Annotated in this window: 17 protein-coding genes; 8 read left to right on the forward strand and 9 right to left on the reverse strand. The window is 63.5% G+C overall.

Going from position 1 to position 23,583, the window contains the following annotated elements; genetic code table 11:
* Positions 1-42: 42 nt before the first annotated feature.
* Positions 43-273 (forward strand): ribbon-helix-helix domain-containing protein, encoded by a 231-nt coding sequence (locus MUU55_RS03335; protein ID WP_244759333.1) that lies wholly within the window; start codon positions 43-45, stop codon positions 271-273.
* Here MUU55_RS03335 and MUU55_RS03340 read toward each other — a convergent pair.
* The 4 genes from MUU55_RS03340 to MUU55_RS03355 form a co-directional block, all read right to left on the reverse strand.
* Positions 266-4,039, reverse strand: coding sequence for an AsmA family protein (locus MUU55_RS03340; RefSeq protein WP_244759334.1), 3,774 nt, complete (start codon positions 4,037-4,039; stop codon positions 266-268). The two genes, MUU55_RS03335 and MUU55_RS03340, sit on opposite strands and share 8 nt — an antisense overlap.
* A gap of 66 nt (positions 4,040-4,105) precedes the next feature.
* Positions 4,106-5,518, reverse strand: a complete 1,413-nt coding sequence (locus MUU55_RS03345) for an FAD-binding oxidoreductase (protein WP_244759335.1) — start codon at positions 5,516-5,518, stop codon at positions 4,106-4,108.
* Positions 5,519-5,611: 93 nt separating this feature from the next.
* The gene (locus MUU55_RS03350; RefSeq protein ID WP_244759336.1) at positions 5,612-8,785 is read right to left on the reverse strand and encodes an efflux RND transporter permease subunit; all 3,174 of its coding nucleotides are present in this window, start codon (positions 8,783-8,785) and stop codon (positions 5,612-5,614) included.
* Complete coding sequence (locus MUU55_RS03355) at positions 8,785-9,960, reverse strand: efflux RND transporter periplasmic adaptor subunit (protein WP_244759337.1); 1,176 nt, start codon at positions 9,958-9,960, stop codon at positions 8,785-8,787. Before MUU55_RS03355 ends, MUU55_RS03350 begins: the two co-directional genes overlap by 1 nt.
* 296 nt (positions 9,961-10,256) lie before the next feature.
* On the opposite strand from MUU55_RS03355, the gene MUU55_RS03360 reads away from it, so the two are divergent.
* The 3 genes from MUU55_RS03360 (at position 10,257) to MUU55_RS03370 (ending at position 14,109) form a co-directional block, all read left to right on the forward strand.
* Complete coding sequence (locus tag MUU55_RS03360; RefSeq protein ID WP_244759338.1) at positions 10,257-11,078, forward strand: cyclase family protein; 822 nt, start codon at positions 10,257-10,259, stop codon at positions 11,076-11,078.
* A gap of 48 nt (positions 11,079-11,126) precedes the next feature.
* The gene (locus tag MUU55_RS03365) at positions 11,127-11,540 is read left to right on the forward strand and encodes a carboxymuconolactone decarboxylase family protein (RefSeq protein WP_244759339.1); all 414 of its coding nucleotides are present in this window, start codon (positions 11,127-11,129) and stop codon (positions 11,538-11,540) included.
* A 103-nt stretch (positions 11,541-11,643) separates the two neighbouring features.
* A complete protein-coding gene (locus MUU55_RS03370) occupies positions 11,644-14,109 on the forward strand; it encodes an ATP-dependent helicase (RefSeq protein WP_244759340.1) in 2,466 nt (821 codons plus the stop codon).
* Positions 14,110-14,142: 33 nt separating this feature from the next.
* Here MUU55_RS03370 and MUU55_RS03375 read toward each other — a convergent pair whose 3' ends face one another.
* From MUU55_RS03375 to MUU55_RS03395, 5 genes are all read right to left on the reverse strand, one after another.
* A complete protein-coding gene (locus tag MUU55_RS03375) occupies positions 14,143-15,846 on the reverse strand; it encodes a methyl-accepting chemotaxis protein (protein WP_244759859.1) in 1,704 nt (567 codons plus the stop codon).
* A gap of 183 nt (positions 15,847-16,029) precedes the next feature.
* Complete coding sequence (locus MUU55_RS03380) at positions 16,030-17,226, reverse strand: DUF2778 domain-containing protein (RefSeq protein WP_244759341.1); 1,197 nt, start codon at positions 17,224-17,226, stop codon at positions 16,030-16,032.
* A 252-nt stretch (positions 17,227-17,478) separates the two neighbouring features.
* A complete protein-coding gene (locus MUU55_RS03385) occupies positions 17,479-18,897 on the reverse strand; it encodes an amidase (protein WP_244759342.1) in 1,419 nt (472 codons plus the stop codon).
* Between the two features lie 66 nt (positions 18,898-18,963).
* A complete protein-coding gene (locus MUU55_RS03390; protein WP_244759343.1) occupies positions 18,964-19,455 on the reverse strand; it encodes an anthrone oxygenase family protein in 492 nt (163 codons plus the stop codon).
* A 2-nt stretch (positions 19,456-19,457) separates the two neighbouring features.
* Positions 19,458-20,276: an NAD(P)H-binding protein gene (locus tag MUU55_RS03395; RefSeq protein WP_244759344.1), complete on the reverse strand. Its 819-nt coding sequence runs from the start codon at positions 20,274-20,276 to the stop codon at positions 19,458-19,460.
* Positions 20,277-20,374: 98 nt separating this feature from the next.
* On the opposite strand from MUU55_RS03395, the gene MUU55_RS03400 reads away from it, so the two are divergent.
* The 4 genes from MUU55_RS03400 to MUU55_RS03415 all read left to right on the forward strand — a co-directional run bounded on the left by MUU55_RS03400 (position 20,375) and on the right by MUU55_RS03415 (position 23,579).
* Positions 20,375-20,983 (forward strand): TetR/AcrR family transcriptional regulator, encoded by a 609-nt coding sequence (locus tag MUU55_RS03400; protein ID WP_244759345.1) that lies wholly within the window; start codon positions 20,375-20,377, stop codon positions 20,981-20,983.
* Between the two features lie 94 nt (positions 20,984-21,077).
* Positions 21,078-21,866 (forward strand): DUF1194 domain-containing protein, encoded by a 789-nt coding sequence (locus MUU55_RS03405; RefSeq protein ID WP_244759346.1) that lies wholly within the window; start codon positions 21,078-21,080, stop codon positions 21,864-21,866.
* Between the two features lie 101 nt (positions 21,867-21,967).
* Positions 21,968-22,222, forward strand: coding sequence for a hypothetical protein (locus MUU55_RS03410; RefSeq protein ID WP_244759347.1), 255 nt, complete (start codon positions 21,968-21,970; stop codon positions 22,220-22,222).
* Between the two features lie 163 nt (positions 22,223-22,385).
* Entirely contained in the window at positions 22,386-23,579 is a 1,194-nt protein-coding gene (locus tag MUU55_RS03415; RefSeq protein WP_244759348.1) for an aromatic ring-hydroxylating oxygenase subunit alpha, read from the forward strand.
* Positions 23,580-23,583 lie beyond the last annotated feature (4 nt).

Here is a 23,583-nt window from a genome sequence, read left to right on the forward strand (position 1 = left end):
ACCGGAATCGATCCCCCAAACCCTTGAATCGATACACAAGGCATGATCCGCAAATATTCCACGACCCTTCACGGCCACCGCACGAGCTTTTCGCTGGAGCCAGCCTTCCACGACATGCTGAAGGGCATTGCCGAGATGCGCGCCCTGCCACTCGCAGGCCTGATCCGCGAGATCGACGACACGCGCGCAGTGGACGACAACCTCTCCTCGGCGCTGCGCCTCTATGTGCTGGAATGGCTGAAGGAGCGCGCGGCCGAAAATCCGGTCAGTTGACGCCTGGCAGGCTGTCGAAATTCAATTGGCCGCCATCGACCGGCGGCAGATCCTCGCCACGCTCGACACCCTCGCCGGGAGAGACCAGGCGACGGCGCCTGGCTTCGTCCTCGGCCTTGCGCGCCTCCTCAGCCGCCCGCTGTTCGGCAAGACGGCGCGCTCCCTCTTCTGCTTCCCTGAGCCGCCGCTCATCGTCCGCCGCCTTGCGGCGCGCACGTTCGGCCTCTTCGGCAGCCGCGCGTGTGACGCGCTCCTGTTCCAACCGCTGCTGCGCTTGCGCCCTTCGACGCGCCTCCTCTTCCGCCTGCAGGCGCATCGCCTCGGCAAGCGCTTCACGCGCCTCCGCACGGGAGCGGTACAGCGCCGCCTCGCGGCGCAGGCGCTGTTTTTCCAGCACATTGGCCTGCAGCGTCTCGACACGCCGACGCTCCGTCTCGAAGCGGCGCAACGAGAGGAAATTGGCGAGCGGCTGCACGTCGAGTTCGAAGCCCGGCGCCTCGACAAGTCCGCGATAGCCGAGCACCACCTCGGGTTCGGCGCCCGCCAGCGCCTCCTCGCCCGCCTTGTAGACAACGGAAAGACGCGCGGCCATGGTGTCGCCGGCAAGATCGACATCCGCATCGCCCGTGAGCGCCGCCCCGGCATCCTCGGCCGTCACGCTCTGGACGCGCAACTTCCCGCCGGCAAGCGCAAAAGGAATGCGGACATCCCCGAACGACGCCTCTTTCTGAAGAATGGCGCCGGAGGCAAAGCGTGCAACGCGCTCCGGTGTTATATCCCCCTCGAGACGATCGGCTTCCGCCAGAAGCGAAGGCAGTGCCCCGGTGTGGAGTCCGCGCAGGACGAGGCCGGAAGCATGCACCTCTCCGGAGCCGCTGGCGCCCTCCACCATGGTTCGGATGCTTTTGCCGGAGGCATCGACGGCAAGCGTCATATCCGCCTTGCCTGTTGCCACAGGACCTCCGGTGCCGGCCCAGACGATCCTCGAAAGATCCGCACCCGTCAGCCGCGCACGTGCCTCAAAAAGGCCGTTCTCGTCGGCATTCGCCACCTTGACGCGCCCCGAAAGACGCCCGCCCAGCCAGTCGCCCTCCATGTTATCAAGCGTCAGCTCGCCACCCTTCCACTGGAGATTGCCCTTGAAGCCATCGACGGCGCCGTAGAGCCCCGGCCAGAAGGAAGCGGCCGTGAGCGCGACCGAAACATCCGCCGCCTCCTGCAGCGGCGGCACGAGCGGCGCGGCATTGAGCCCGCCTTCAAGCATGTCCTGTACCGGACCGGCGACCGCCTCGGCGAGGAAAGCGAAATCGACCGTGTCGAAACGCAGCGCGCCCGTGCCCTTCAACGTTGCCGCCGTACGGTCGAGGGTCAGATTGCCGGAAAACGTGTTGCGGTCGGCCTCGCCCGCAATATCGGTCATGGCGATGGCCTCGGGACTGGTTTTGACCGACATCGTCAATGAGATCGGCAGGCCCGCGCCTGCCTGCGGCAGGGCGATGCCGTTCATCATCAGATAGGGCTCGATATCGTCGCTTCTGGCGGCCAGGGCGAGCGCTCCCTCAAGGAACCTGTCTGCGCCGAGGAGCGCCGTACCCTTCGCCGAAAGCGTCGTGCCGCCTGCGGTGAAGGAAGCGGAGACCGTCGCCGGCCCCTCGCCCGGCTGCGTCGCGCGGATGGTGACACTGCCGTCCGGTTCGGCATCGAAGGGCAGCGGATCGAGCCCGATCTGCCCGGCGAGGACGACGGATTGCGGGTTGAACAGACTGCCCTCCAGCTCGAAGCCGTTGCCGGCCAGAAGCGCAGCCGTCGATTCCGCCGAAAGCTTCAATTCCAGACGGCCCTCGTTGACGGGTCCGGTCACCGTGAGTGTCGCCGGATTGCCTTCCGCCATTATCGCGCGGAGAGAAAGCTCGGCATTGTCGTAGTAGCCGGCATTGGCGACGAAACGGCTGAGAAGCGGATGCGCCGGCATGTGACGCGCCAGGAGATCGGCGACAGGACGCATGGCGTCCGCCTTCAGCTTCACATCGATACCCGCACTCGGCGCCAGCAGCGTTCCGCCGAGCGTGCCGCTCGCCGAAAGCGCTGCCCCCTCCAGCGACGCGATGTCGAGACGGCTGATCGTCAGCAGACCATCCCTCATCGACAACGCAGCGGTAACGCCGGAGGCGCTTTCACCGAAAGCATCGAAGCGGTCCGCCTTGATGTCCACTGCCATCGCATGGTCGGCAAGCGCACCCAGAGAGGTATCGCCCGCAACCAGACCGGTCAGCGCCTGGAGCGATTCCAGCCGCACTTCGTTGCCGCGCAGTTCGAGCGAAAGCGTCGGCTCCGCGCCGGCACGGGATTCCCGTTCCATTCGGCCGTTCAGCGAGGCGCCGCCGATGGCGATTTCCAGATTTTCAAAGCGCTGCAGTTCGTCCGTCAGGCTCACATCGGCGGAAAAGCCGGCCGTCTTCAACTTGCGGATTTCCGGATCGACGGCACCGGCAAGCCAGGTGGCAAGGCCGGACGGCTGGTTGGATGCGATCAGGAGGTTGCCGACGAAGCCGCGATTGTCCCGCAGCGTCAGCCGCCCCTTCGCCTCCAGCGCGGTGCGACCGGGCAGTTGCGCATCCGCCCGGTCGATGCGCCAGCCGTCGCCGGCAGGCTTCACGTCGAGTCGGATCTCGCGCACCGTCGTATCGCCCACCACGACAGCGGGCAGGAAGAGGCTGGCACGGCCCGGCACCTGCGGGATCGGTATGTCCGCGGCGATCGCCAGCAGCGCCTGGAGCCGCTGTCGGGCCGAAAGCTGCGGGTCGCGGCCGGTCTTGCCGGTCTCGCCGCTGGCGCCGATGCGCGACACGTCGATCTGCTGGCCATCGGCGATCAGCAGGAACTCCGGCGCGCGCCCCGTATCCAGTGTCGCTTCCCCCGTCACCACATAGGGGTCGGCAGCCGGCCCGGCTTCCAGCCGGTATTCCGGAATGCGCACGCGTTCGTTGGAAAGCTCGAATTTGCCGGCGATGCGGATCGGATCACTTGGCGTCTCGCCCTTGGCACGCGGCTTTTCAGACACGGTAAAACCGCCCTGATATCGCGGGCGGAAATCGACGATATCTACTGCGCCATCGAGATCTGCGGTGAAAGCAAGCTTGTCCGGAACGATCCGGGCGCGCAGCGAAAGCGCGCCATTCTCCACCTGCCCGCTCGAAAGCTGGAACGCACCGCTCTCGCCGTCCAGCGCGCCCCGCCCATCGACGCGCCATGGCCCCGCCAGCGTTTTTGCCGAAATCTGTGCATCGAGACCGGTGAGGTGGCGGGTCCGGCCGGTCTGTTCGTCGACGAACTCGATCTCGCCGCCGGTAACGGCGACATTTTCGAGGATGACGGTCCGCGCCGGGATATCGGACTTGCGGCCCCGCGCCCAGTCGAGCGTGCCATCCTGGAAGAGCTTGACGCGTGCCCTCGGCTCTTCGATCCGCATATCGAAGATCAGCGCCTCGCCGGAAAGAAACGGCGCCAGTTCCGCATCCATCGAGAAACGCGCGACCTCAACCAGCGGCCTGCCATCTTCCGGTGAGCCGACGCGCACATCGTTGAGCGTCACGGACGGAAACGGGATCAGGCGGGCATCGACGCTGCCATGCACGGTGACGGGCCGGCCCATGATACGGCTTGCCTCACGCTCGAAATCCTGCCGGAAATTCGTCCAATCGACGAAGAGCGGCGCCAGCAGCGCCACGAAGAGCGCCACGACCACCAGGCCGCCAACGATAAGCATGATCCTAGAAAGCACGCCGCATGCCTCGAATTCCAATCCACCGCGTTACGATAACGCGAACTGTCGCTACAGGGTCGAAAAAATCTTGCCGGGGTTGAGAATATTATCGGGATCGAGCGCCTGCTTGATCTGCTTCATCAGGGTCACCGAGCCGCCAAGTTCCGTCGGCAGAAAAGCCTGCTTGCCCTGGCCGATGCCGTGTTCTCCCGTACAGGTCCCATCCATGGAGAGGGCACGGGCATTCAACCGGCCAACAAAAGCCTCGACCTTCTCTACATATGCCGGGTCCTTGTCATCGAAGACCACGCAGACGTGGAAATTCCCATCCCCGGCATGGCCGACGATGGGTGCCAGCAGGCCGTGTTCCTCGATGTCGCGCTCGGTCTCCGCCACGCAATCGGCAAGGCGTGAGATCGGCACGCAGACATCGGTCGCGATTGCCTCATAACCGGGGCGCAGCGCCTTCGATGCCCAGTAGACATTGTGCCGGGCCTTCCAGAGTTTAGCCCGCTCCTCGGCGTCCGCACTCCAGTGAAACTTGCCGCCACCACATTCGGCGGCGATGGCACCGAATTCTTCCGATTGCAGGCGTACACTCTCTTCCGTGCCATGGAACTCCACGAACAGCGTCGGCTGTTCCGGCAGATCAAGGCCGGAATAGGCGTTGCAGGCCTTGATCTGCAACGTGTTGAGCAGTTCGATGCGGGCAACGGGAATGCCGAGCTGGATGGTCATGATCACGGCGTTGCTGGCATCCTTCAGCGTCGGAAAACCGCAGATGCCGCCGGCGATGACCGCCGGAATACCTTGCAGGCGCAGGGTGACGGAGGTGAGCACGCCGAGCGTGCCTTCCGCGCCGACAAAGAGGCGCGTGAGGTCATAACCTGCCGAGGATTTGCGCGCCCGCCGCGCGGTGCGGATCTCCTCGCCGGTCGCAGTGACGGCCGTGACCGCCAGCACATTGTCCTTCATCGTGCCGTAGCGCACGGCATTGGTGCCCGAAGCGCGCGTCGAGGCCATGCCGCCGATCGATGCATTGGCGCCGGGATCAATGGGGAAGAACAGGCCGGTATCACGCAGATAGATATTCAGTTCCTCGCGGGTGATCCCCGGCTCGACCGTGCAGTCGAGATCCTCTGCATTCACCTCGAGGACACGCTTCATGTTGCTGAAATCGATCGAAATTCCGCCAAAAGGCGCATTCACCTGACCTTCCAGCGAAGAGCCCGTGCCGAAGGGGATAACGGGAACCCTGAATTCCGCGCAGAGCCCGACGACCGCCTTCACCTCCTCGGCATTTTCCACGAAGACGACGGCATCGGGAAGCTGGGCGGGAATGTAGGTGGTGGTGTGGGCGTGCTGCGTGCGGATCGCCTCGCCGGTCTGCAACCGCGTGCCAAAGCGCTCCGAAAGCCGGGTAAGCGCCAGCGCGATCCCCGTTTCGTTGCGCTGGCCCGTCCTGATATCCGCCAATGCCATGGTAAGATCCTCACTCTCTGAGGTTTACTCAGCAAATTGGCGCCCGGCTGTCCAGCCGCAATATCCGATCATGCCGGCCATTTCCCGCAGCGATCATTCCGCCGCCTGCGGCAGCGCCTCTTCCTTCGGCGGCACTTTCTCCCGGGTGCGTGTCAGCATCTCCGCATGCTGCAGTTCGGCAGCGAGGCGACGCTCCTCATCGGCATGCGGGCTCGTGAAGCGGGCGATCGCCAGATAGGCGACGGGCGTCAGGTAGAGCGTCACGACCGTCGCAAGACCCAGCCCGCCCACAAGAACCCAGCCGAGCGAGATGCGTGCTTCCGCGCCTGCCCCGCTTGCCAGCACCAGGGGTACCGCACCGACGATGGTGGCGATCATCGTCATCAGCACGGGGCGCAGACGGATATTGGCGGCATTCTCGATGGCGTTGCGGATATCCTGCCCCTGGTCGCGCAGCTGGTTGGCGAATTCGACGATCAGAATACCGTTCTTCGCCATGATGCCGACAAGCAGCACGAGACCGATCTGACTGTAGATATTGAGCGTCGTGCCGGTCAGGATCATCGCGAAGACAGCGCAGGCAAGCCCGAGCGGGACCGTCACCATGATGATGATGGCGCTGACGAAGCTTTCGAACTGTGCGGCCAGCACGAGAAAGATGATGGCGATGGCAAAGCCGAAGGTGATGATGAGGCCATTCGAATTCTCCTGCAGCGAGGCGGCTTCGGCCATCGGCATCAGACGCGAGCCCTCCGGCAGCAGGGGCTGCGCCATCTCTTCGACCATGGTGAGGGCATCACCCAGCGCAAGCCCATCCTTGAGGCCGGCGGAGAGCGAGACGGCGCGCAACTGCTGCTCACGCGAAAGCTGCGGTGCAACGGCCTTCTCTTCCAGGGTCGCGATGGAGGACATCGGCACGATCTTGCCGTCGCCGGTCTTGAGGAAGATGTTTTCGAGGTCCATCGGGTCGTTGATGGGCGTCGTGGTGGAGGACAGCTTGACCGGATAGGATTGACCCTCGACATAGATGTCGACGACGCTCGTGCCCTCCAGCATCGCCTGCAAGGCGGCGGAAAGACCCGTGATATCGATGCCGAGATCGGCCGCGCGCTCGCGGTCGACGGTCACGGAAAGCTGCGCCTGGTTGGCCTCGTAGTTGAGGCGAACGTTTTCGAAGCGGCCGCTGTCCTCGATCTTGCGCACCAGCTCCGCCGCGGCGTTGCCGAGCTTGGTGTAGTCGTTCCCGACCAGCGCCACCTGCAAACCGTTGCCAGCGCCGCGAATGCCGAGACTGTTCGGCTGCTGCGCGAAGGCACGCACCGACGGCACGGTGGCGACGGCCGTGTTGATATCCTGCACGATCTGCTGCTGCGAGCGCTCCCGCTCGCTCCAAGGCGCCAACGTCAGCACCATGAAGCCGCTGTTGGTCGAACCGCCCTGCCCCGAAATGGAGAAGATGTTGACGATCTCGCCGTCGTCATAGAGTGGGCGCAGCTTGTCCTCGATGATCTTCATCTGGTCCTGCGCGTATTCGAGCGACACGCCCTGCGGTGCGTTGATGCGCAGCATCACCATCGAGCGGTCCTCGGTCGGCGTCAGCTCCGACTTGATGGTGAAGAACGAGGTGGCGCCTGCCACAGTGAAGAGCAGCGCGACGATGAAGACAATGAAGGGGGCGCCGAGGCAGGCGCTCAGCGACGCGCGATAGAAGCGCGAGGCGGCCCCGCCGATGCGGGCAAGGACGCCCGTATGCCCATGCGTCATGTCCTTCGTCAACATGCGCGAGGCGAGCATGGGGCAAAGCGTCAGCGCCACGAAGGAGGAGAGCAGGATGGCGAAGGCGAGCACGAAACCGAATTCGCGGAAAAGCCGGCCCGCCTGGCCAGGCAGGAAGGAGAGCGGCACGAAGACGGCGGCAAGGGTGGCCGTCGTGGCGATGACCGCGAAGAACACTTCCAGCGTTCCGAGAATGGCGGCAGCGCGCGGCTTCAGCCCCTCGGCCCGGCGGCGCACGATGTTTTCCAGAACCACGATGGCGTCATCCACCACGAGGCCGGTCGCCAGCACGATGGCAAGCAGGGTCAGGATATTGACGGAGAAGCCCGCCATGTAGATCGCCGCGATCGTGCCGATCAGCGCGATCGGCATGCTGATCGTCGGGATCAGCGTCGCACGCCAGTCGAGCAGGAAAAGATAGATGACGAGCGTCACGATCACGACGGCGACGACCAGCGCGATCTCGACCTCATGGATCGCACCATCGATGAAGACGGCGTCGTCGCTGGTGATCTTGATCTGTGTGCCTTCGGGCAGGATGGTGCCGAACTGCGCCACCATCTGTTTGACGCCGGTGGAAATGTCGAGCGTGTTCGACTGCGCCTGCCGGATGATGCCCAGCCCGATCCCCTGCCGTCCGTTGGAACGCAGCGCCGTCGAGCCCTCGTCCGGGCCGAGCGTGACCATGGCGACATCGCCAAGGCGCACATGGTTTTTGAGGATGAGGTTTTCGAAATCGGACGGCTTGGTGAGGTCCGCCGTGGCGCGGACCGTGATGTCCTGGCTCTGGCTCTTCAACGAACCGGCCGGCACGTCGAAGGCGGCGGTTGCGAGTGCGTTGCGCAGGTCAGCGACCGTCAGCCCGCGCGCAGCAAGCTTCGCCTGATCGACATCGACGCGAAAGATTTTCTCCTGGTCGCCATAGACGGCGACGTCGGCGACACCCTCGACGGAGGCAAGGCCGTCGGTGATCTCGTTTTCGGCCAGCAGCGTCAGGTCTTCGAGCGACAGCGTATCGGAGGTCAGCGCAAGGCGCATGATCGGCTGGCTGTCCGCATCGGCCTTCACGACGCGCGGATCATCGGCATCGTCGGGCAGCTGGTTCGTCACGCGTCCGAGCGCGTCGCGCACGTCGTTGGCGGCCTGGTTGATATCCGTCGTGTCGGAGAATTCCAGCGTCACGCGGCTGCGGCCGAAGGACGAGACGGAGGAGATCTTCTTGATGCCCTGCACGCGCGAAACACCACCCTCGACGATATCCGTGATCTCACGGTCGATGGTTTCGGGCGACGCACCGTCGAAATCGGTGGTGACGGTGATGACCGGCTGGTCTACGGAGGGCAATTCGCGGATTTCGACGCCGGTGAAGGCGGCAAGGCCGGCAATGATGATCAGCGTGTTGATCACGAGGGCGAAAATCGGCCGGCGGATGAAAAGCGCGGTAAAACCAGCCTTTCCGCTATCGTTCATTCCGCTCGCCTCGCCCGACATCACGTGCCCTCCGCGACGGCGGGTTTTTGCTTGGTGGAGCGCTCTTCGGCGGTGCGCACCGCTCCGCCCTGGCGCAGCGTCTGCACACCCTCGACAACGACGGCGTCGCCCTCGGCAAGCCCGGCCTTGACCAGCACCTTGTCGGGATTGCGCTGCACGATGTGAACGGGAACGCGCTCGACCTTGTCGCCCTTCACGCGCCAGATATAGGAACCGTCAGCACTCCACTGGAGCGAAAGCGGATCGACGCTCGGATAAAGATCGCCGACAAAGCGCATGGTTACCTGAAAGGACATGCCGGCGCGCAGCACGTCGTCGGGATTGGCGATGCGCGCGCGGACGCGCAGCGTGCGGCTTTCCTGATCGATGCGGTTGTCGATGGCCTGCACCGTGCCGGTAAAGGTCTCGCCCGGCCGCGCGACGGCCGTGGCACTCACCTCCCCGCCGACCTTGACGCTCACCGCAAAACGCTCGGGCACCCAGTAATCGACGAGGATTTCCGAACGGTCGTCGATGCGCGCAATGGCGGTTGAGGTCGTGACATAGTCGCCCGGATTGACGGAGATGATGCCGACAACGCCGCCATAGGGGGCGGTGATATCGCGGCGGCGCAGCGTCAGCTCGGCATTGCGCAGAGCGAGTTCGGCTGCTTTCAGCGCGGTCTGCGCATCCTGCAGGTCGGCCGTGCTGGTGGAGGAACGCAGGTTTTCCAGGCGCTTCAGCTTCTGCTGGGCCGCCTCGACGGTCACACGCGCCTGATCGGCGGCGATCTTCTGCTCATCACTGTCGAGCCGGGCGATGACCGCCCCCTGCTCCACCCGCGTGCCGGATTCGACGAGCACTTCGGTCAGATTACCAGTGGCATAGGGCGTGACCGTCACGGTGCGGATCGCCTCGCCATCGCCGATGGCGTTCAGCCGGTCATTGACGGTTGCCATGGCGACCGGCTTGGTGGCGACCAGCGTCGGCCCGCCGCCGAAACCGCCGCGACGGCTCCCGCTTTGGTTCCCACCGTCCGCCTTTTCCCCGGAGGCCGGAGCAATGGCTGCGACGAGCGGCGCTGGCAGGCCGGCGGCCGTCAGCACCCCGTTTGCACCGGGCGCGAAGCGACCCCAGAGCAGAACCCCGGCCGAAATGACGCCAAGGCCGATAAGGAGCTGTTTCCAAACCCGCATGCACACTCTCTCCGATGGAAGCGAACCGTCACTTGTTGCGTTGCGACATAGGGCAAGTATCCCGTTTTGAAAATGAACCGGCAATGAAAGAATCGGATCATTACGGATTTGTAAGATTGGTGGCTCGATCTGTTACCGAAATGTAAGAAAACGTGGAGAAATCTTTCTTTCCCGCGTCCTATCCGAGCATGCGCGCGACTGGACGCGTCCTTTACTTGTGATAGCGTTTCTAACGGCTCCAGAGCCGGATTATATCAGCATTATTTCACAAACGCATTGACCGAGAGGGGAAATCCATGTGCGACGCCTGCGTCATTGAATCCGTGAAATCCCGCATGCTTTCGAGACGAAGCTTCTTCCGCACCGCCGCCGCGGGCGGGGCCGCCGTTGCCGCCGCAAGCTCCGGCGCGCTCAGTCCCGCGCTCGCCCAGGCGCCATCGAAGGTAACGGACCTCACCCACGAACTTTACGAGGAATTTCCGACGTTTTTCGGCCAGCAGCAGTTCTGGCGCGAGCAGAAGTTCAATTACAAGGAACACAAGTTCAATCTCTTCGAGTTGCGCGTCAACGAGCACACCGGCACCCATCTCGATGCACCGCTGCACTTTTCCGAGGACGGCAAATCGGTTGCTGAAATCCCGGTTTCCGACCTCGTCGTGCCGCTCGCCGTCATCGATATCAGGGAAAAGGCCGATGCCAGCCCGGATGCGCAGCTGACGCCCGATGACATCAAGGCATGGATCGCAGCCAATGGTGACCTGCCGGAGAAGGCGTGCGTCGCTCTCCATTCCGGTTGGGGCAAACATCTCGGCACGGACAAGTTCCGCAATGCCGATGCCGAGGGCAAGATGCATTTCCCCGGCTTCCACGTCGAAGCGGTGCAGTATCTCGCGGAAAATTCCAGCGCCGTCGGTATCGCCGTCGATACGCTTTCGCTTGACTACGGCATCTCGCCGGACTTCGCCACGCATTATGCCTGGCTCTCCTCCGGCCACTGGGGGCTTGAAGGCGCGGCCAATCTGGACCAGCTTCCGGCAAAGGGCGCCACGATCTTCGTCGGCGCACCGAAAGTGCGTGGCGGCACGGGCGGCCCGTCCCGCGTCTTCGCACTCGCCTGATATCTGCCGGCCGGCGGTTCGCCGCCGGCCCTTCCGGAGGAGATTGTCATGAGCACCATCAAGCCAGCCGAAGACATCGAAGCGGATCCGCGCGTCAAGGTCGTCTTCGACGACATCCGCGCTGTGAGGAAATCGGATTTCGTCAACAATATGTGGCGCTACCTCGCCTTCGATCCGGCACTGCTGGAGCGCACCTGGGCGGAGGTGAAGGCTGTCATGGCGACACCCTCGACGCTCGACCCGCTGGTCAAGGAAATGCTCTATATCGCGGTCTCCGTCACCAATGGCTGCTCCTACTGCGTCCACTCCCACACGGCCGCAGCCAAGGCCAAGGGCATGACGGATGCGCAATATGGCGAGCTGCTCGCCATCGTCTCGCTTGCCGGCAAGACCAACCAGTTGGCGACAGCGCTGCAATTGCCCGTGGATGCCGTGTTCGATGCGGATCGCGCAACGCCCTAAGCCGGCAAGGCTTTCCACAATCTCCTGGCCAATCTTTTCCCCGGCGGAATAAAAGCAGAACGGAAAACTGGTCTTTCGGACCCGAATCACTACATTGAGCCGCATGACCAGCGGTTACGACAACATTCCCTTCTTCGATGAAGACCCGCAGCTCGGCGCCAAGCCTGCCGCCCCGGCCAAGCCGTCCGGCGGCATCGGTATCGCCGCGCGCGCCATGGCGGCCCGCGATGCACAGCGCGCGCCTGACTATCTTTCCGGCCTGAACCCCGAACAGCGCGAGGCGGTCGAGACCGTTGACGGCCCGGTTCTGGTGCTCGCGGGTGCGGGCACCGGCAAGACACGCGTGCTCACCACCCGCATCGCCCATATCCTCGCGACCGGTCGCGCCTTCCCCAGCCAGCTTCTCGCCGTGACCTTCACCAACAAGGCGGCGCGCGAAATGAAGGAGCGCATCGGTCTCCTCGTCGGCGGCGCTGTCGAGGGCATGCCGTGGCTCGGCACCTTCCACTCGATCGGCGTTAAGCTTCTGCGCCGTCACGCCGAACTCGTCGGCCTGCGCTCGGATTTCTCCATCCTCGACACCGACGATGTCGTGCGCCTGATCAAGCAGATCCTCCAGGCTGAAAGCATCGACGACAAGCGCTGGCCGGCAAAACAGTTCGCCGGCATGATCGATGGCTGGAAGAACAAGGGCCTCGATCCGGCGCAGATCCCGGAAGGCGATGCCCGCGCTTTCGCCAACGGCAAGGGCCGCGAACTCTATGTCGCGTACCAGAACCGCCTGAAGACGCTGAACGCCTGCGATTTCGGCGACCTGCTTCTGCATCCGATCCGCATGTTCCGCGCCAATCCGGATGTGCTGGCAGAGTACCACCAGAAATTCCGCTACATTCTCGTCGACGAGTATCAGGACACCAACACCGCCCAATACATGTGGCTGCGCCTGCTGGCCCAGCGTCCCAAGGGCACGCCGCAGAACGTCTGCTGCGTCGGCGACGACGACCAGTCGATCTATGGCTGGCGCGGCGCGGAGGTGGACAACATCCTGCGTTTCGAGAAGGATTTTCCTGGCGCCAAGGTCATCAAGCTGGAGCGCAATTATCGTTCCACGGCTCATATCCTCGGCGCCGCCGGCCATCTGATCGCCCATAACGAGGACCGGCTCGGCAAGACGCTGTTCACCGACCGGCACGATCCTGATGACGACAAGGTCATCGTTCACGCCGCCTGGGACTCGGAAGAAGAGGCACGCGCCGTCGGCGAGGAAATCGAGCAGCTCCAGCGCAAGGAGCACAAGCTCAACGACATGGCGATCCTGGTGCGCGCCTCCTTCCAGATGCGCGAATTTGAAGACCGTTTCGTCACGCTCGGCGTCAACTACCGCGTCATCGGCGGCCCGCGCTTCTACGAGCGCCTCGAAATCCGCGATGCCATGGCCTATCTGCGCCTCGTCAGCCAGCCGGCCGACGATCTCGCCTTCGAGCGTATCGTCAACACGCCGAAGCGCGGCCTTGGCGACACAACGATCCGCAACCTGCATGACTATGCCCGTGCCCGCGACATCCCCATGCTCGCCGCCGCCGCCGATATCATCGAGACGGACGAGCTGAAGCCGAAGGCGCGCAAGGCGTTGTTCGACGTCGTCACGGATTTCCGTCGCTGGCAATCGCTGCTGGAGACCACGCCGCATACCGAGCTTGCCGAACAGATTCTCGACGAGAGCGGCTACACCGCCATGTGGCAGGCCGATAAGTCGGCCGAAGCGCCGGGCCGGCTGGAAAATCTCAAGGAACTCATCCGCTCGATGGATGCGTTCGAATCGCTGCGTGGCTTCCTCGATCACGTGTCGCTGGTGATGGATGTCGAGCAGAACGCCGAGCTCGACGCCGTCTCGATCATGACGCTGCACTCAGCCAAGGGCCTCGAATTCGAGACCGTCTTCCTGCCCGGCTGGGAGGAAGGCCTCTTCCCGCATCAGCGTGCGCTGGACGAAGGCGGCCGCTCCGGCCTCGAGGAAGAACGGCGCCTCGCCTATGTCGGCATCACGCGCGCCAAGCGCCGCTGCCACATCTGGTTCGTCTCGAACCGCCGCATCCACGGCCTGTGGCAATCGACCCTGCCCTCTCGCTTCCTCGACGAATTGCCGGAAGGCCATGTCGAGGTGGCGGAAGTCGAACAATCCTATGGCGGCTACGGCCGTGGCGGCGGCTACGGCCAATCGCGCTTCGACAAGCAGGAGCCGTTCCAGAACGCCTATTCGACACCCGGCTGGCGCCGCGCGCAGGCCAACCGCACCGATGCGACGCGCGACAACTGGGGTTCACGCTCCGGCCATGCGGTGGAACGCATCGGTTATGGCGAAAGCGGACCACGCTCGAAGACGATCGACGGGGAACTGGTGGCAAAATCCACCATGAGCGAACCGTCGAAATTCTCCGTCGGCGACCGGGTCTTCCACATGAAGTTCGGCAACGGCAATGTGGCGGCGATAGAAGGCAACAAGCTGACGATCGATTTCGACCGCGCCGGCCAGAAACGCGTGCTCGACGGTTTCGTCAACAAGGTCTGAGGGGCCGCCTGACGGCCCCTCGCATTCTGTTTGTCAGGATGCCTTGCGCATGGCGCCAAGGCGCGCGGCGCGCTCTTCCGGTGTCCAGATCTCGCTTCCATCGCGGCGCATGGTGCGGCGGTTGAGCTGGAAGCGGTTCACCAGTTCGCTCAGCGTGATGGCGCCTTCCGCAAGGGTCTGACTGGTCGCGGTCGTGTGCTCGACCATGGCGGCATTTTCCTGCGTGATACGGTCGACGTCGCTGACGGCGGCGCTGATCTCCTCCAGGCCGCTCGCCTGCTCGGCGGCGGAGGTGGCGATGGCATCGACATTGTGGTCGATCTCTTCGACGAAATTCTCGATTTCGCGCAGCGCCCGGCCGGTTTCGCCAACGAGCCGCACACCCTCCTGCACTTCCGCACTGGAATTGGTGATCAGCGTCTTGATTTCGCGCGCCGCCTTGGCGGATCGCTGGGCGAGTTCGCGCACCTCCTGCGCCACGACGGCGAAGCCACGGCCCGCTTCGCCGGCGCGTGCGGCCTCGACACCGGCATTCAGCGCCAGGAGGTTGGTCTGGAAGGCGATCTCGTCGATCACGCCGATGATCTGGCTGATTTCGCTTGAGGCGGATTCGATGCGCTGCATGGCGCTCACCGTGTTGTTCACGACACTGGCCGACGTGTTGGCCGAAACGCGGGCATCCTGAACGAGCTTGCGCGTCTCGCGGGTGCGCTCCGTCGAGGAACGGACGGCAACCGTTGCCTGCGTCAGTGCGGCAGCGGTCTCCTCCAGCGCGACGGCCTGCTGGCGCGTGCGCTCTGAGAGCTCCTCGGCCGCCTTGCGCATATCCTGACCGCTGCGGTTCTGCGTGTAGGTCTGGTCGAGCACTTCCGAGAGCGTTTCCTGGAAAGCGCCGATCGAATTGTTGAAATCGCGCCGCAGCGGCTCGAATTCCGGAATGAAGTCGTTGTCGATCGTCATGCGGATGTTGCATTCGGCAAGACGGCCGAGACCCGCGCCGATCTCCTCGATCGCACGCACGCGCTCGGTCACGTCGGTCGCGAATTTCACGACCTTGAACACCTTGCCGTTCGCATCGAGGATCGGGTTGTAGGAGGCCTGGATGTAGATCTTGCCGCCATCCTTGGCGATGCGCGTGAACTGGTCGGAAACGAAATGCCCTTCGGCGAGCCGTTTCCAGAAGTCGCGATAGGCCGCGCTCGCCACATACGTCGGTTCGCAGAACATGGAATGATGCCGGCCGACGATTTCCGGCAACTGATAGCCGAGTGTCGCAAGGAAATTGCCATTTGCCGTCAGGATCTGGCCATCGGGGGTGAATTCAATGACGGCCTGCGCGCGACCGAGCGCCGTCAGCTTGCCGTCGTCCTCCATTGCCTTGCGCTTGGCATCGGTGATGTCGGTGGCGAACTTCACCACCTTGTAGGGCTTGCTGCCGCGGAAGACCGGGTTGTAGGACGCCTCGATCCAGATCTCACGGCCGCCTTTGGCCACACGCCTGTACTGGCGCTGGTCGAAACGGCCTTGGGCAAGCCCGGCCCAGAAGGCTGCGTATTCGGCAGAGCGCGCTTCTTCCGGCTCGACGAAAATGCGATGATGTTTGCCGACGATCTCCGAAAGCTCGTAGCCGACCGTATCAAGGAAATTCTTGTTAGCGTGCAGGATCTTGCCCGTCAGATCGAATTCGATGATCGCCTGCGATTTGTTCATCGCGGCAAGCACGGCACGGGCATCCATTCCAAAATCGAAAGCAGTCACGTTCATTCCCCAAGCCACTGAACTTGGCAAGAATTGATCGAAAATTGTTAGCGTTTGCTAAACCAAACCGCTGTTCGGCGTGACATTTGCGAAAAAAGTACGATGAAACGAAAATCGGCACCCGAAGGCGCCGATTTTGAAGAAAGCCATCGCAAGTCCAGTTCAGGCGCCGGCCTTGCGGTAGAGCGCGGCAAGCTGCGAGCGGGACGACGGGATTTCCGGCACGACAACCATCATCGTGATATGGCCGCGCTTGAAGGCTTTGAGGAACGGCTCGTAGTTCTGGAAGGCGACACAGCCATGCGAGCCCTTCTGGCCGCGCAGAAGGTTGGTGTGGGTCAGAAGACCGGTGCGGTTCTTCGGATCGCGCCCATCGACGGACAGCATGCGGATAGCTTCGACACCGTGGAAACGCTGCTCGCGCATCCGAAGGCGATAGACACCGGCCGGTGTCGGCCCCGTCATCTTGACGTGTTCGTAGCGCGGGTTGTCCCGCATCTTGCCGATGCCGGAATGCGCACGCAGCTTTGTGCCGTCAGGCATGTAGACGGTCGCGTTGGAGACGTCGTAGATCGCAACCCTCGTCCCACGGCCTGGCCAGCCGGTGCCAGACCCCTTGTTCTTGAAGAGATCGCCGAACAGAGAACGCTCCGGCTTCACGAGCGCGACGTCTTCGTCCTTGTCCTTGGCATCGTCGCGCTTGTTGGTGCGCGCAACGGGCTTTTCCTCGACAACGGGCTTTTCGATGGTGACGGTCTCAAGCGCCGGCCTTGCTTCCGGCAGCGGAATTTCGCTGAGGAGGTCTTCCTCCTCGGTTTCCGGCTTGTTCATGACCAGACCGAAGGGCTGGATATCCTTGCGCGCGGAATGCTCCTCGACGAGCGCCGTGACGAGCGTCGGTTGACCGGTTATGGCCTTTTCCTGTTCCACGCTGCGTTCTGCACGGGCGACGGCTGCGTCGATCATGGCGGCTTTCGCCTTTTCGCGTTTCACGACGGCGGCGAGCTGGATGGAAATCTTGCGCTGGTGCGCGACCTGGATGGCCTCGGCCGTCAGAAGCTTCTGGCGGATCTCGCTTTCCGACGGTTTGGAAAGACGTCCGAATTTCTGGATTTTCAGCGAGCGCTCGGCGCCACCCTTGTCCGTCGCGAGCGATGCGACGTGAAGGGGAGCCGAAAGGCTCTTCTTACCTTCAGAAAGCGAGGTGGCCGCATGCTGCATCGCGCCCAGCGTGGAGACGACGGCCCAGGCGGACCCGGCGATGACGCCGCAAGCAAGCAATGCGCTGAGAAGGATACCGCCGGAACGACCCGAACGGGTTTTCGCCGCGGAACGCGCGGAACTGTACACAGACGCCATGATACTCGTTACCCGAAACTCGTTACTCAACGCGGCCGCGGAAACAACACTCCGAGAGCCACTACGCTGGCGGCGGTGGGAGCCACGGGCTCCAGAATTCCGCCGAACGAGCAAAGAATGACGAAATATGGTAAGCAAATCCTAAACGGCGCCTCGTGTTTTTGAAGGGAACCGCCGGGAGGTCCTCAACGCCCGGCGAAACTGCCCTGTCACGAGAATACGGCGCTCGCGTGTCCGAACGCCCTCGCCTCCCTAGAATTGGGGATGCCGGTTTAACCAGTCGGTCGCTTTTTCGTAAGCCGCGGCCGCCGAGAGCACATCCCGGTCGGCCCGCGCCGGGCCGATGATCTGGATACCAGCCGGCAGACCATTGTCGCTAAAACCCGCCGGCATGGCCGCAACGGGCAGGCCCGCCAGCGTCGGGCCAATCACCACCTCCATCCAGCGGTGATAGGTGTCCATCGCCCGCCCGCCGACCGTCTTCGGCCAGTCCATCCCGGCATCGAAGGGGAACACCTGCGCGGAGGGCAGGATCAGGAAATCATATTTTTCGAAGAGGTCGGCGACATGGCGGTGCCAGTCGCTGCGCGCCAGCGAGGCGGCATAGACGTCCTTTGCCGCCAGCTGGTGGCCGTTCTCGATCTCCCAGATCATCTCCGGCTTCATGTTTGCCCGCTTTGCCGGATCGGCATAGTCGGCCGACTGGCCATTGGCGACGAGGAAATGGCGCAGCGTGCGCCAGGTCTGCCATAGCCTTTCCATGTCGAAACTGGGCGCGACCTCCTCGACGGTGCAGCCGAGCCCGCGGAAAACCGCAAGCGAGGCGCGGCAAAGCTCCAGCACGCCAGGCTCGAAGGGCAGGTATCCGCCGAAGTCACCAAGCCAGCCGATACGGGTGCCCGAAAGATCCCGGTGGGGATCATAGGCCAGACTGTCATCGGTCAGCGACAGCGGATCGCGCGGGTCATGCCCGGCCTGCGTGGCAAACAGCGCGGCGACATCGGCGACGGTGCGGCCCATCGGGCCGTTGACAGCGAGCTGGCCGAGGAAGAGTTCATTGCCGAGCGAGGGAATGCGGCCGAAGGACGGACGGAAGCCGACGACATTGTTGAAGCCCGCCGGGTTGCGCAGCGAGCCCATCATGTCGGATCCATCGGCGACCGGAAGAATCTGTGCCGCAAGGCCCGCCGCCGCGCCGCCGGAGGAACCGCCGGCGCTCTTGGCCGTATCGTAGGGATTGCGCGTGACGCCGAAGACCGGATTGTAGCTGTGCGATCCCAGGCCCATTTCCGGCGCATTGGTCTTGCCGATGATGATGGCGCCGGCCGCGCGGATGCGCTCGACATGGATATCGTCATAGTCGGGTACGAAATCCGCATAGTTCGCCGAGCCGAAGGAGCAGAGGATGCCCTTGGCCTCGGAGAGGTCCTTCACGGCGAAGGGAATGCCGTGCAGCCAGCCGCGGTATTCGCCGGCCGAGAGCGCACGGTCTGCGTCTTCCGCCTCAGCCAGAACCGCATCCGCCGGACGCAGGCTGACGATGGCGTTGATACGGGGATTGATCGCCGCGATGCGGTCGAGATAGGCCGCCATCACGTTTCGGCAGGTCAGCCGGCGTTCGGCGATGGCGGCGGAAAGGTCAAGGGCGGAAAGGGCGGTGATGTCCTGCAAGGTCGGCTCCGGCATTTGTCTTTGACAGAGCTAGCAGGCCGTTTGCGGAAGCGCCAGCCCGGCCTTTCAGCCGAGCTGCGCCCCCTGGCGGAAGGCCAGCGCCAAGAGCGCGACCGCAGCAAGCGAGCCAAGCGTGCGAACGTGGTTCCACATCACCCAGACATCAAGATACCGCTGCCAGAGCGTCGCCTGCTCCGCGCTGCCGGCAGGGGCTGCGGCAAGCGCATCGTTGAGCGGCACGTTGAAGACCACGGTCACGCCGAAAACCGAGATGAGGAAGACGACACTGCCTGCCGCCGCCATCAGCCCGGCCGCCCCGCCCTGCATGTAGCCGAGCACCGCGAGGGCGAGCGACAGCAGCGTCGCGCCGAAAAAGGCCGAAAAGAACAGCGGGTTCTGAATGACCGCGTTAATCGCATTCATCGCCGCCGCACCCTCGGCCGGCGACAGGCGCGCAAAGGCCGCCATGATGCAAACGGAGAAGATGAAGAACAGACCCGCATTGAGCGCGGTCGCGAGAATGGCAAGGAAGTTCAGGATGGGAAACAGGCTTGCCATGATCAGGTCCTCCAGAAACCGGTTGCGGCCACATCGCGGGCAAAATCGGCAAAATCGCGCGGCTCGCGGCCGAGCACGCGGTGGATATCTTTGCTCAGGCGCTCGTTGCGTCCATCCAGCACCGAGCCGAAGAGATAGCTGACGAGCCAGATGACGTCTTCCGGCATCTGGGCTTCGCGCAACATATCCGCATAGGCATCAATGGTAACGGGCGTATAGGTGACCGCACACTCGCCCGCTGCGGCGAACTCCGCCACGGCCTGTGAAAACGTCATCAACCGCGGGCCGGTCAGTTCGTAGGTCTTGCCCGCATGCCCCTCTTCCGTCAGCACCGATATGGCCATGTCGGCGATATCGGCCGTATCGACGAAAGGCTCGCGCACCGTGGCCGAAGGCAGAACGAGTTCGCCTGCAAGGATCGGTTCGGCAAACAGACCTTCACTGAAATTCTGGAAGAACCAGCTGCCGCGCAGCACCGTCCAAGCAATGCCCGCCTCCTTCATCGCCTCCTCGCTGATCTCGGCTGCATCCTCTCCGCGCCCAGAGAGCAGAACGAGGCGCTGGACACCCGCCTCGGCAGCAAGGCGCGAGACGAGGCGGATGTCGTCATCGGAGCCCGGCACCGCGAGATCGGGCTGGTAGGCGATATAGACGGCGTCCACGCCAGCAAGGGCTGCCGACCAGCCGGACGCATCGCGCCAGTCGAACGGGATGACCGCCGAGCGCGAGCCGATCCGCACGTCATATCCCCTCGCCCGCAACCGCTCTGCGACAGGGCGCCCGGTTTTTCCTTCACCACCCAGAACCAGAATCCGCTTCATCTCTCATCCTCCAAAATATGAGCTTTACTCACATTTGCAAAATGTGAGGAATCCTCGTATTTGTCAAGTATGATTTGCGACGACCGAAGGAGTGGGCGATGAACGACACGCAGATGCGCCGCGCGCCGAGCCAGAAGCGCAGCCGCGAGCGGTTGGATGCCATCCTTGCCAATGCGACGGAGATGATTGCGCACACGGGCAGCGATGCGCTGCGCATGAGCGAGCTTGCCCAGCGCACGGGCATCTCGATCGGTTCACTCTACCAGTACTTTCCCGACAAGAGCGCCGTCGTGCATGCGCTCGCCGAACGCTGCAACGAGGAGAGCCGTGCCTGCATCGCCGAAGGCCTGTCCGCTGTCGCCAGCATGGAGGACTTCGCCATCGCCTTCGGCGCGCTGATCGACACCTATTATGCGATCTTCCTCGCCGAGCCCGTCATCCGCGACATCTGGTCGGCAGTGCAGGCCGACGGCGCCTTGCGGGCAATGGAGGTGGCGGAAAGCCGCCGCAACGGCGCCCTGCTTGGCGCGCAACTGAAGGCATTGCGGCCGGCGGTCAACCCCGCGAAAATCGACGCAACCGCCCTGCTCGTCATGCATCTCGGCGAAGCCACGATGCGGCTTGCCGTCTCCGTCGAGCGAGCAGAAGGCGACGCGCTGGTCGAGTCCTACAAGCGCATGGCGATCAGGGACCTGACGGCGCTGTAGAACAGGTCCAAAATCAGCGTTTTTTTGAAGACTCCACCCTTTCCCTTCAGCGCGCCTGGGCCATTTATAGCGGTATGCGCAGAGGGTGACGGTCATGATGACGATGCTTGCCTTGCTGATGAGCCTGACATCCGGCACCACGCTTGCCGCGTCCGGAGAAGAAGTCGACGTGGAACTGGTCCTGGCGGTCGATGTGTCCGGGTCGATGGATATCGAGGAGGCGCAGATCCAGCGCGCCGGCTATGTCGATGCCCTGCGCCACGCCGAGTTCATCAATGCCGTGCGGGACGGGCTGACCGGCCGCATCGCCATCACCTATTTCGAATGGGCCGGCACGGTCCGCGACAGCTCGCACATCCCCTGGCAGATCATCTCCGGCCCTGACGACGCCAACGCCTTCGCCGCCCTCCTGGAAGCCCGCCCGATCGCCACGCGCCGTGGGACCTCCATTTCCAGTGCCATCGCCTATGGCGCCAAACTGTTCGATGCCAACAGCTATTCCGGCATGCGCCGCGTCATCGACGTGTCCGGCGACGGGCCGAACAATTTCGGTTCGCCCGTCACACCGGCGCGCGATGCCGCCAATGCGCTCGGCATCATCATCAACGGCCTCGCCATCATGATCCGCCCCTCGGCCGCCTATGGCTCGCTCGACGATTATTATTCGAACTGCGTCATCGGCGGCCCCGGCGCCTTCGTTCTGCCGGTGCAGGAGCCGGAGGATTTCGCCATCGCCATCCGCCGCAAGCTGATCCTCGAAGTTAGCGGCGCCGAGCCGCCCGCCCGTATCGTGCCGGCCGCCGGAAGCGACGTCGATTGCCTGATCGGTGAACGGCTGCGCCCCAGCAACATGGACCGCTACTACCCGGAACTCGACCGCTAAACGCCTGTTCCAGCCGAAACAGCGCCCTCGACCCTCTCGTGTCACAGTGATCGTACTGGATGAAATACCTTCATCCTTTCACTGGAAGAGAGGAGACTGAAATGCGCAAATTCCTCATGACCGCCGTCGTCGCGACCATCGCAGCGGTATCCTTCGCAGCCCCCTCGCAGGCCGGCGGCTTCTATTTCGGCTTTGGTGGCGGCCATGGCTGGGGTGGCCACCATGGCTGGGGCGGCCACCATGGCGGCTATGTCACCCACTACTACGGCCACCGCCGCCACTGCTTCTGGAAGAAGATCAAGCGCTACGATCATTGGGGCAACCTCGTCATCAAGCGCGTGAAGGTCTGCCGTTAAGCGGCGGCACCGTCCCGGCTTTCGCTCGAAAATCCCCCTGCCCCGGCCGTCCTGCGGCCGGGGTTTTCATCACTGAAAAACACCTTCGTTTCGCAAGCTATTCCTTTTCAACGAAAATCGTGCTTATATTGAATGAACGTTCAGCAAAAGAATGGGGAGCGACATGAACGAGATGATCCGCGATATCAGCATTCCCAACGATTGGGACCGGAGCGGACTTCCCGGCTGGTGTTATCACAGCCCCGCGCTTCTGGAGCTGGAAAAGCAGCACGTCTTCCGCGAGCACTGGCAGATCGCCTGCCACGTTTCCGACATTCCCGAGCCTGGCAACTACCTCACCATGGATGTCGTCGGCGAGCGTGCGCTGATCCTGCGCGGACAGGACGGCGCGGTGCGCGCCTTCCACAATATCTGCCGCCATCGCGGCTCCCGCCTCGTCGCGGACGAGACGGGAAGCTGCCGCAACGCGCTGGTCTGTCCGTTCCACGGCTGGGTCTACAATCTCGACGGCACGCTGCGCGGTGCCGCCCGCCCGCGCAGCTTCCCGCCGCTCGACAAGGATGAATTCGGCCTGAAATCGCTGGAATGCGAGATCTGGCAAGGCTTCGTCTTCATCCGCTTCGCCCCCGGCCCGCAGCCCTCTGTCGCCGAGGTGATGAAACCCTTCGAGGCCGAGCTGTCCCACTACCGGTCGGAAGAGATGATCCCGACCGGCGGCATCTGGACACAAGAAACGCCCGTCAACTGGAAGTCCGTGCGCGACGTCGACAACGAGGGCTATCACGTCGCCATGGCGCACCCGGCGCTACAGGACCTCTACGGCTCGACCTATTACGACGAGCCCTTCGTCGATGGTCTCTGCCGGTCGTTTGCGACTTACAATCCGCATGCCGGCCGCCGCTGGAGCGTGCGCAACTATGTGAAGATTTCACCCGAAAATACGGCGCTGCCGGAGCATCTGCGCAAGGCCTGGATCTATTTCGGCCTGTTCCCGAACTGCGTCATCGCAGTCACGCCGGAAACAATCCAGTTCTATCAGGAATTCCCGGTCGCCATCGGCAAGACCATGCTGCGCGGCGGTATCTACCGGTATCGCGAGGAAGACCGCGCCCACCGGCTCGCCCGCTACCTCGCCTTCCGCATCGATCGCGACACGCAGGCGGAAGACGTACAGCTCACCGTGTGGTCCAATGAGGCGATGACCTCGAACGCCTTTTCGGGCTTCTACCTCTCGGACCTCGAATATGGCGTGCGCACCCATCACGACCATCTGCGCAGGGTGCTGCCGGTCATGACGCTGAAGGACGCGCCGGACGAGAAGACGATGGCAGAGGCCAATAGCGGCCTCAAAACCTGAGCAG

Origin of the sequence: Shinella curvata (genome assembly GCF_022899935.1) — a bacterium.
Classification (GTDB): Bacteria; Pseudomonadota; Alphaproteobacteria; order Rhizobiales; family Rhizobiaceae; genus Shinella; species Shinella curvata.

Bases quoted from the DNA above. Each gene is read 5' to 3' on its own strand.
- MUU55_RS03390 (WP_244759343.1), bottom strand. From the start codon at position 19,455: ATGGCAAGCCTGTTTCCCATCCTGAACTTCCTTGCCATTCTCGCGACC.
- MUU55_RS03395 (WP_244759344.1), bottom strand. From the start codon at position 20,276: ATGAAGCGGATTCTGGTTCTGGGTGGTGAAGGAAAAACCGGGCGCCCT.
- MUU55_RS03340 (WP_244759334.1), bottom strand. From the start codon at position 4,039: ATGCTTATCGTTGGCGGCCTGGTGGTCGTGGCGCTCTTCGTGGCGCTG.
- MUU55_RS03355 (WP_244759337.1), bottom strand. From the start codon at position 9,960: ATGCGGGTTTGGAAACAGCTCCTTATCGGCCTTGGCGTCATTTCGGCC.
- MUU55_RS03415 (WP_244759348.1), top strand. From the start codon at position 22,386: ATGAACGAGATGATCCGCGATATCAGCATTCCCAACGATTGGGACCGG.
- MUU55_RS03360 (WP_244759338.1), top strand. From the start codon at position 10,257: ATGTGCGACGCCTGCGTCATTGAATCCGTGAAATCCCGCATGCTTTCG.
- MUU55_RS03410 (WP_244759347.1), top strand. From the start codon at position 21,968: ATGCGCAAATTCCTCATGACCGCCGTCGTCGCGACCATCGCAGCGGTA.
- MUU55_RS03370 (WP_244759340.1), top strand. From the start codon at position 11,644: ATGACCAGCGGTTACGACAACATTCCCTTCTTCGATGAAGACCCGCAG.
- MUU55_RS03380 (WP_244759341.1), bottom strand. From the start codon at position 17,226: ATGGCGTCTGTGTACAGTTCCGCGCGTTCCGCGGCGAAAACCCGTTCG.
- MUU55_RS03335 (WP_244759333.1), top strand. From the start codon at position 43: ATGATCCGCAAATATTCCACGACCCTTCACGGCCACCGCACGAGCTTT.
- MUU55_RS03400 (WP_244759345.1), top strand. From the start codon at position 20,375: ATGAACGACACGCAGATGCGCCGCGCGCCGAGCCAGAAGCGCAGCCGC.
- MUU55_RS03405 (WP_244759346.1), top strand. From the start codon at position 21,078: ATGATGACGATGCTTGCCTTGCTGATGAGCCTGACATCCGGCACCACG.
- MUU55_RS03375 (WP_244759859.1), bottom strand. From the start codon at position 15,846: ATGGATGCCCGTGCCGTGCTTGCCGCGATGAACAAATCGCAGGCGATC.
- MUU55_RS03365 (WP_244759339.1), top strand. From the start codon at position 11,127: ATGAGCACCATCAAGCCAGCCGAAGACATCGAAGCGGATCCGCGCGTC.
- MUU55_RS03345 (WP_244759335.1), bottom strand. From the start codon at position 5,518: ATGGCATTGGCGGATATCAGGACGGGCCAGCGCAACGAAACGGGGATC.
- MUU55_RS03350 (WP_244759336.1), bottom strand. From the start codon at position 8,785: ATGTCGGGCGAGGCGAGCGGAATGAACGATAGCGGAAAGGCTGGTTTT.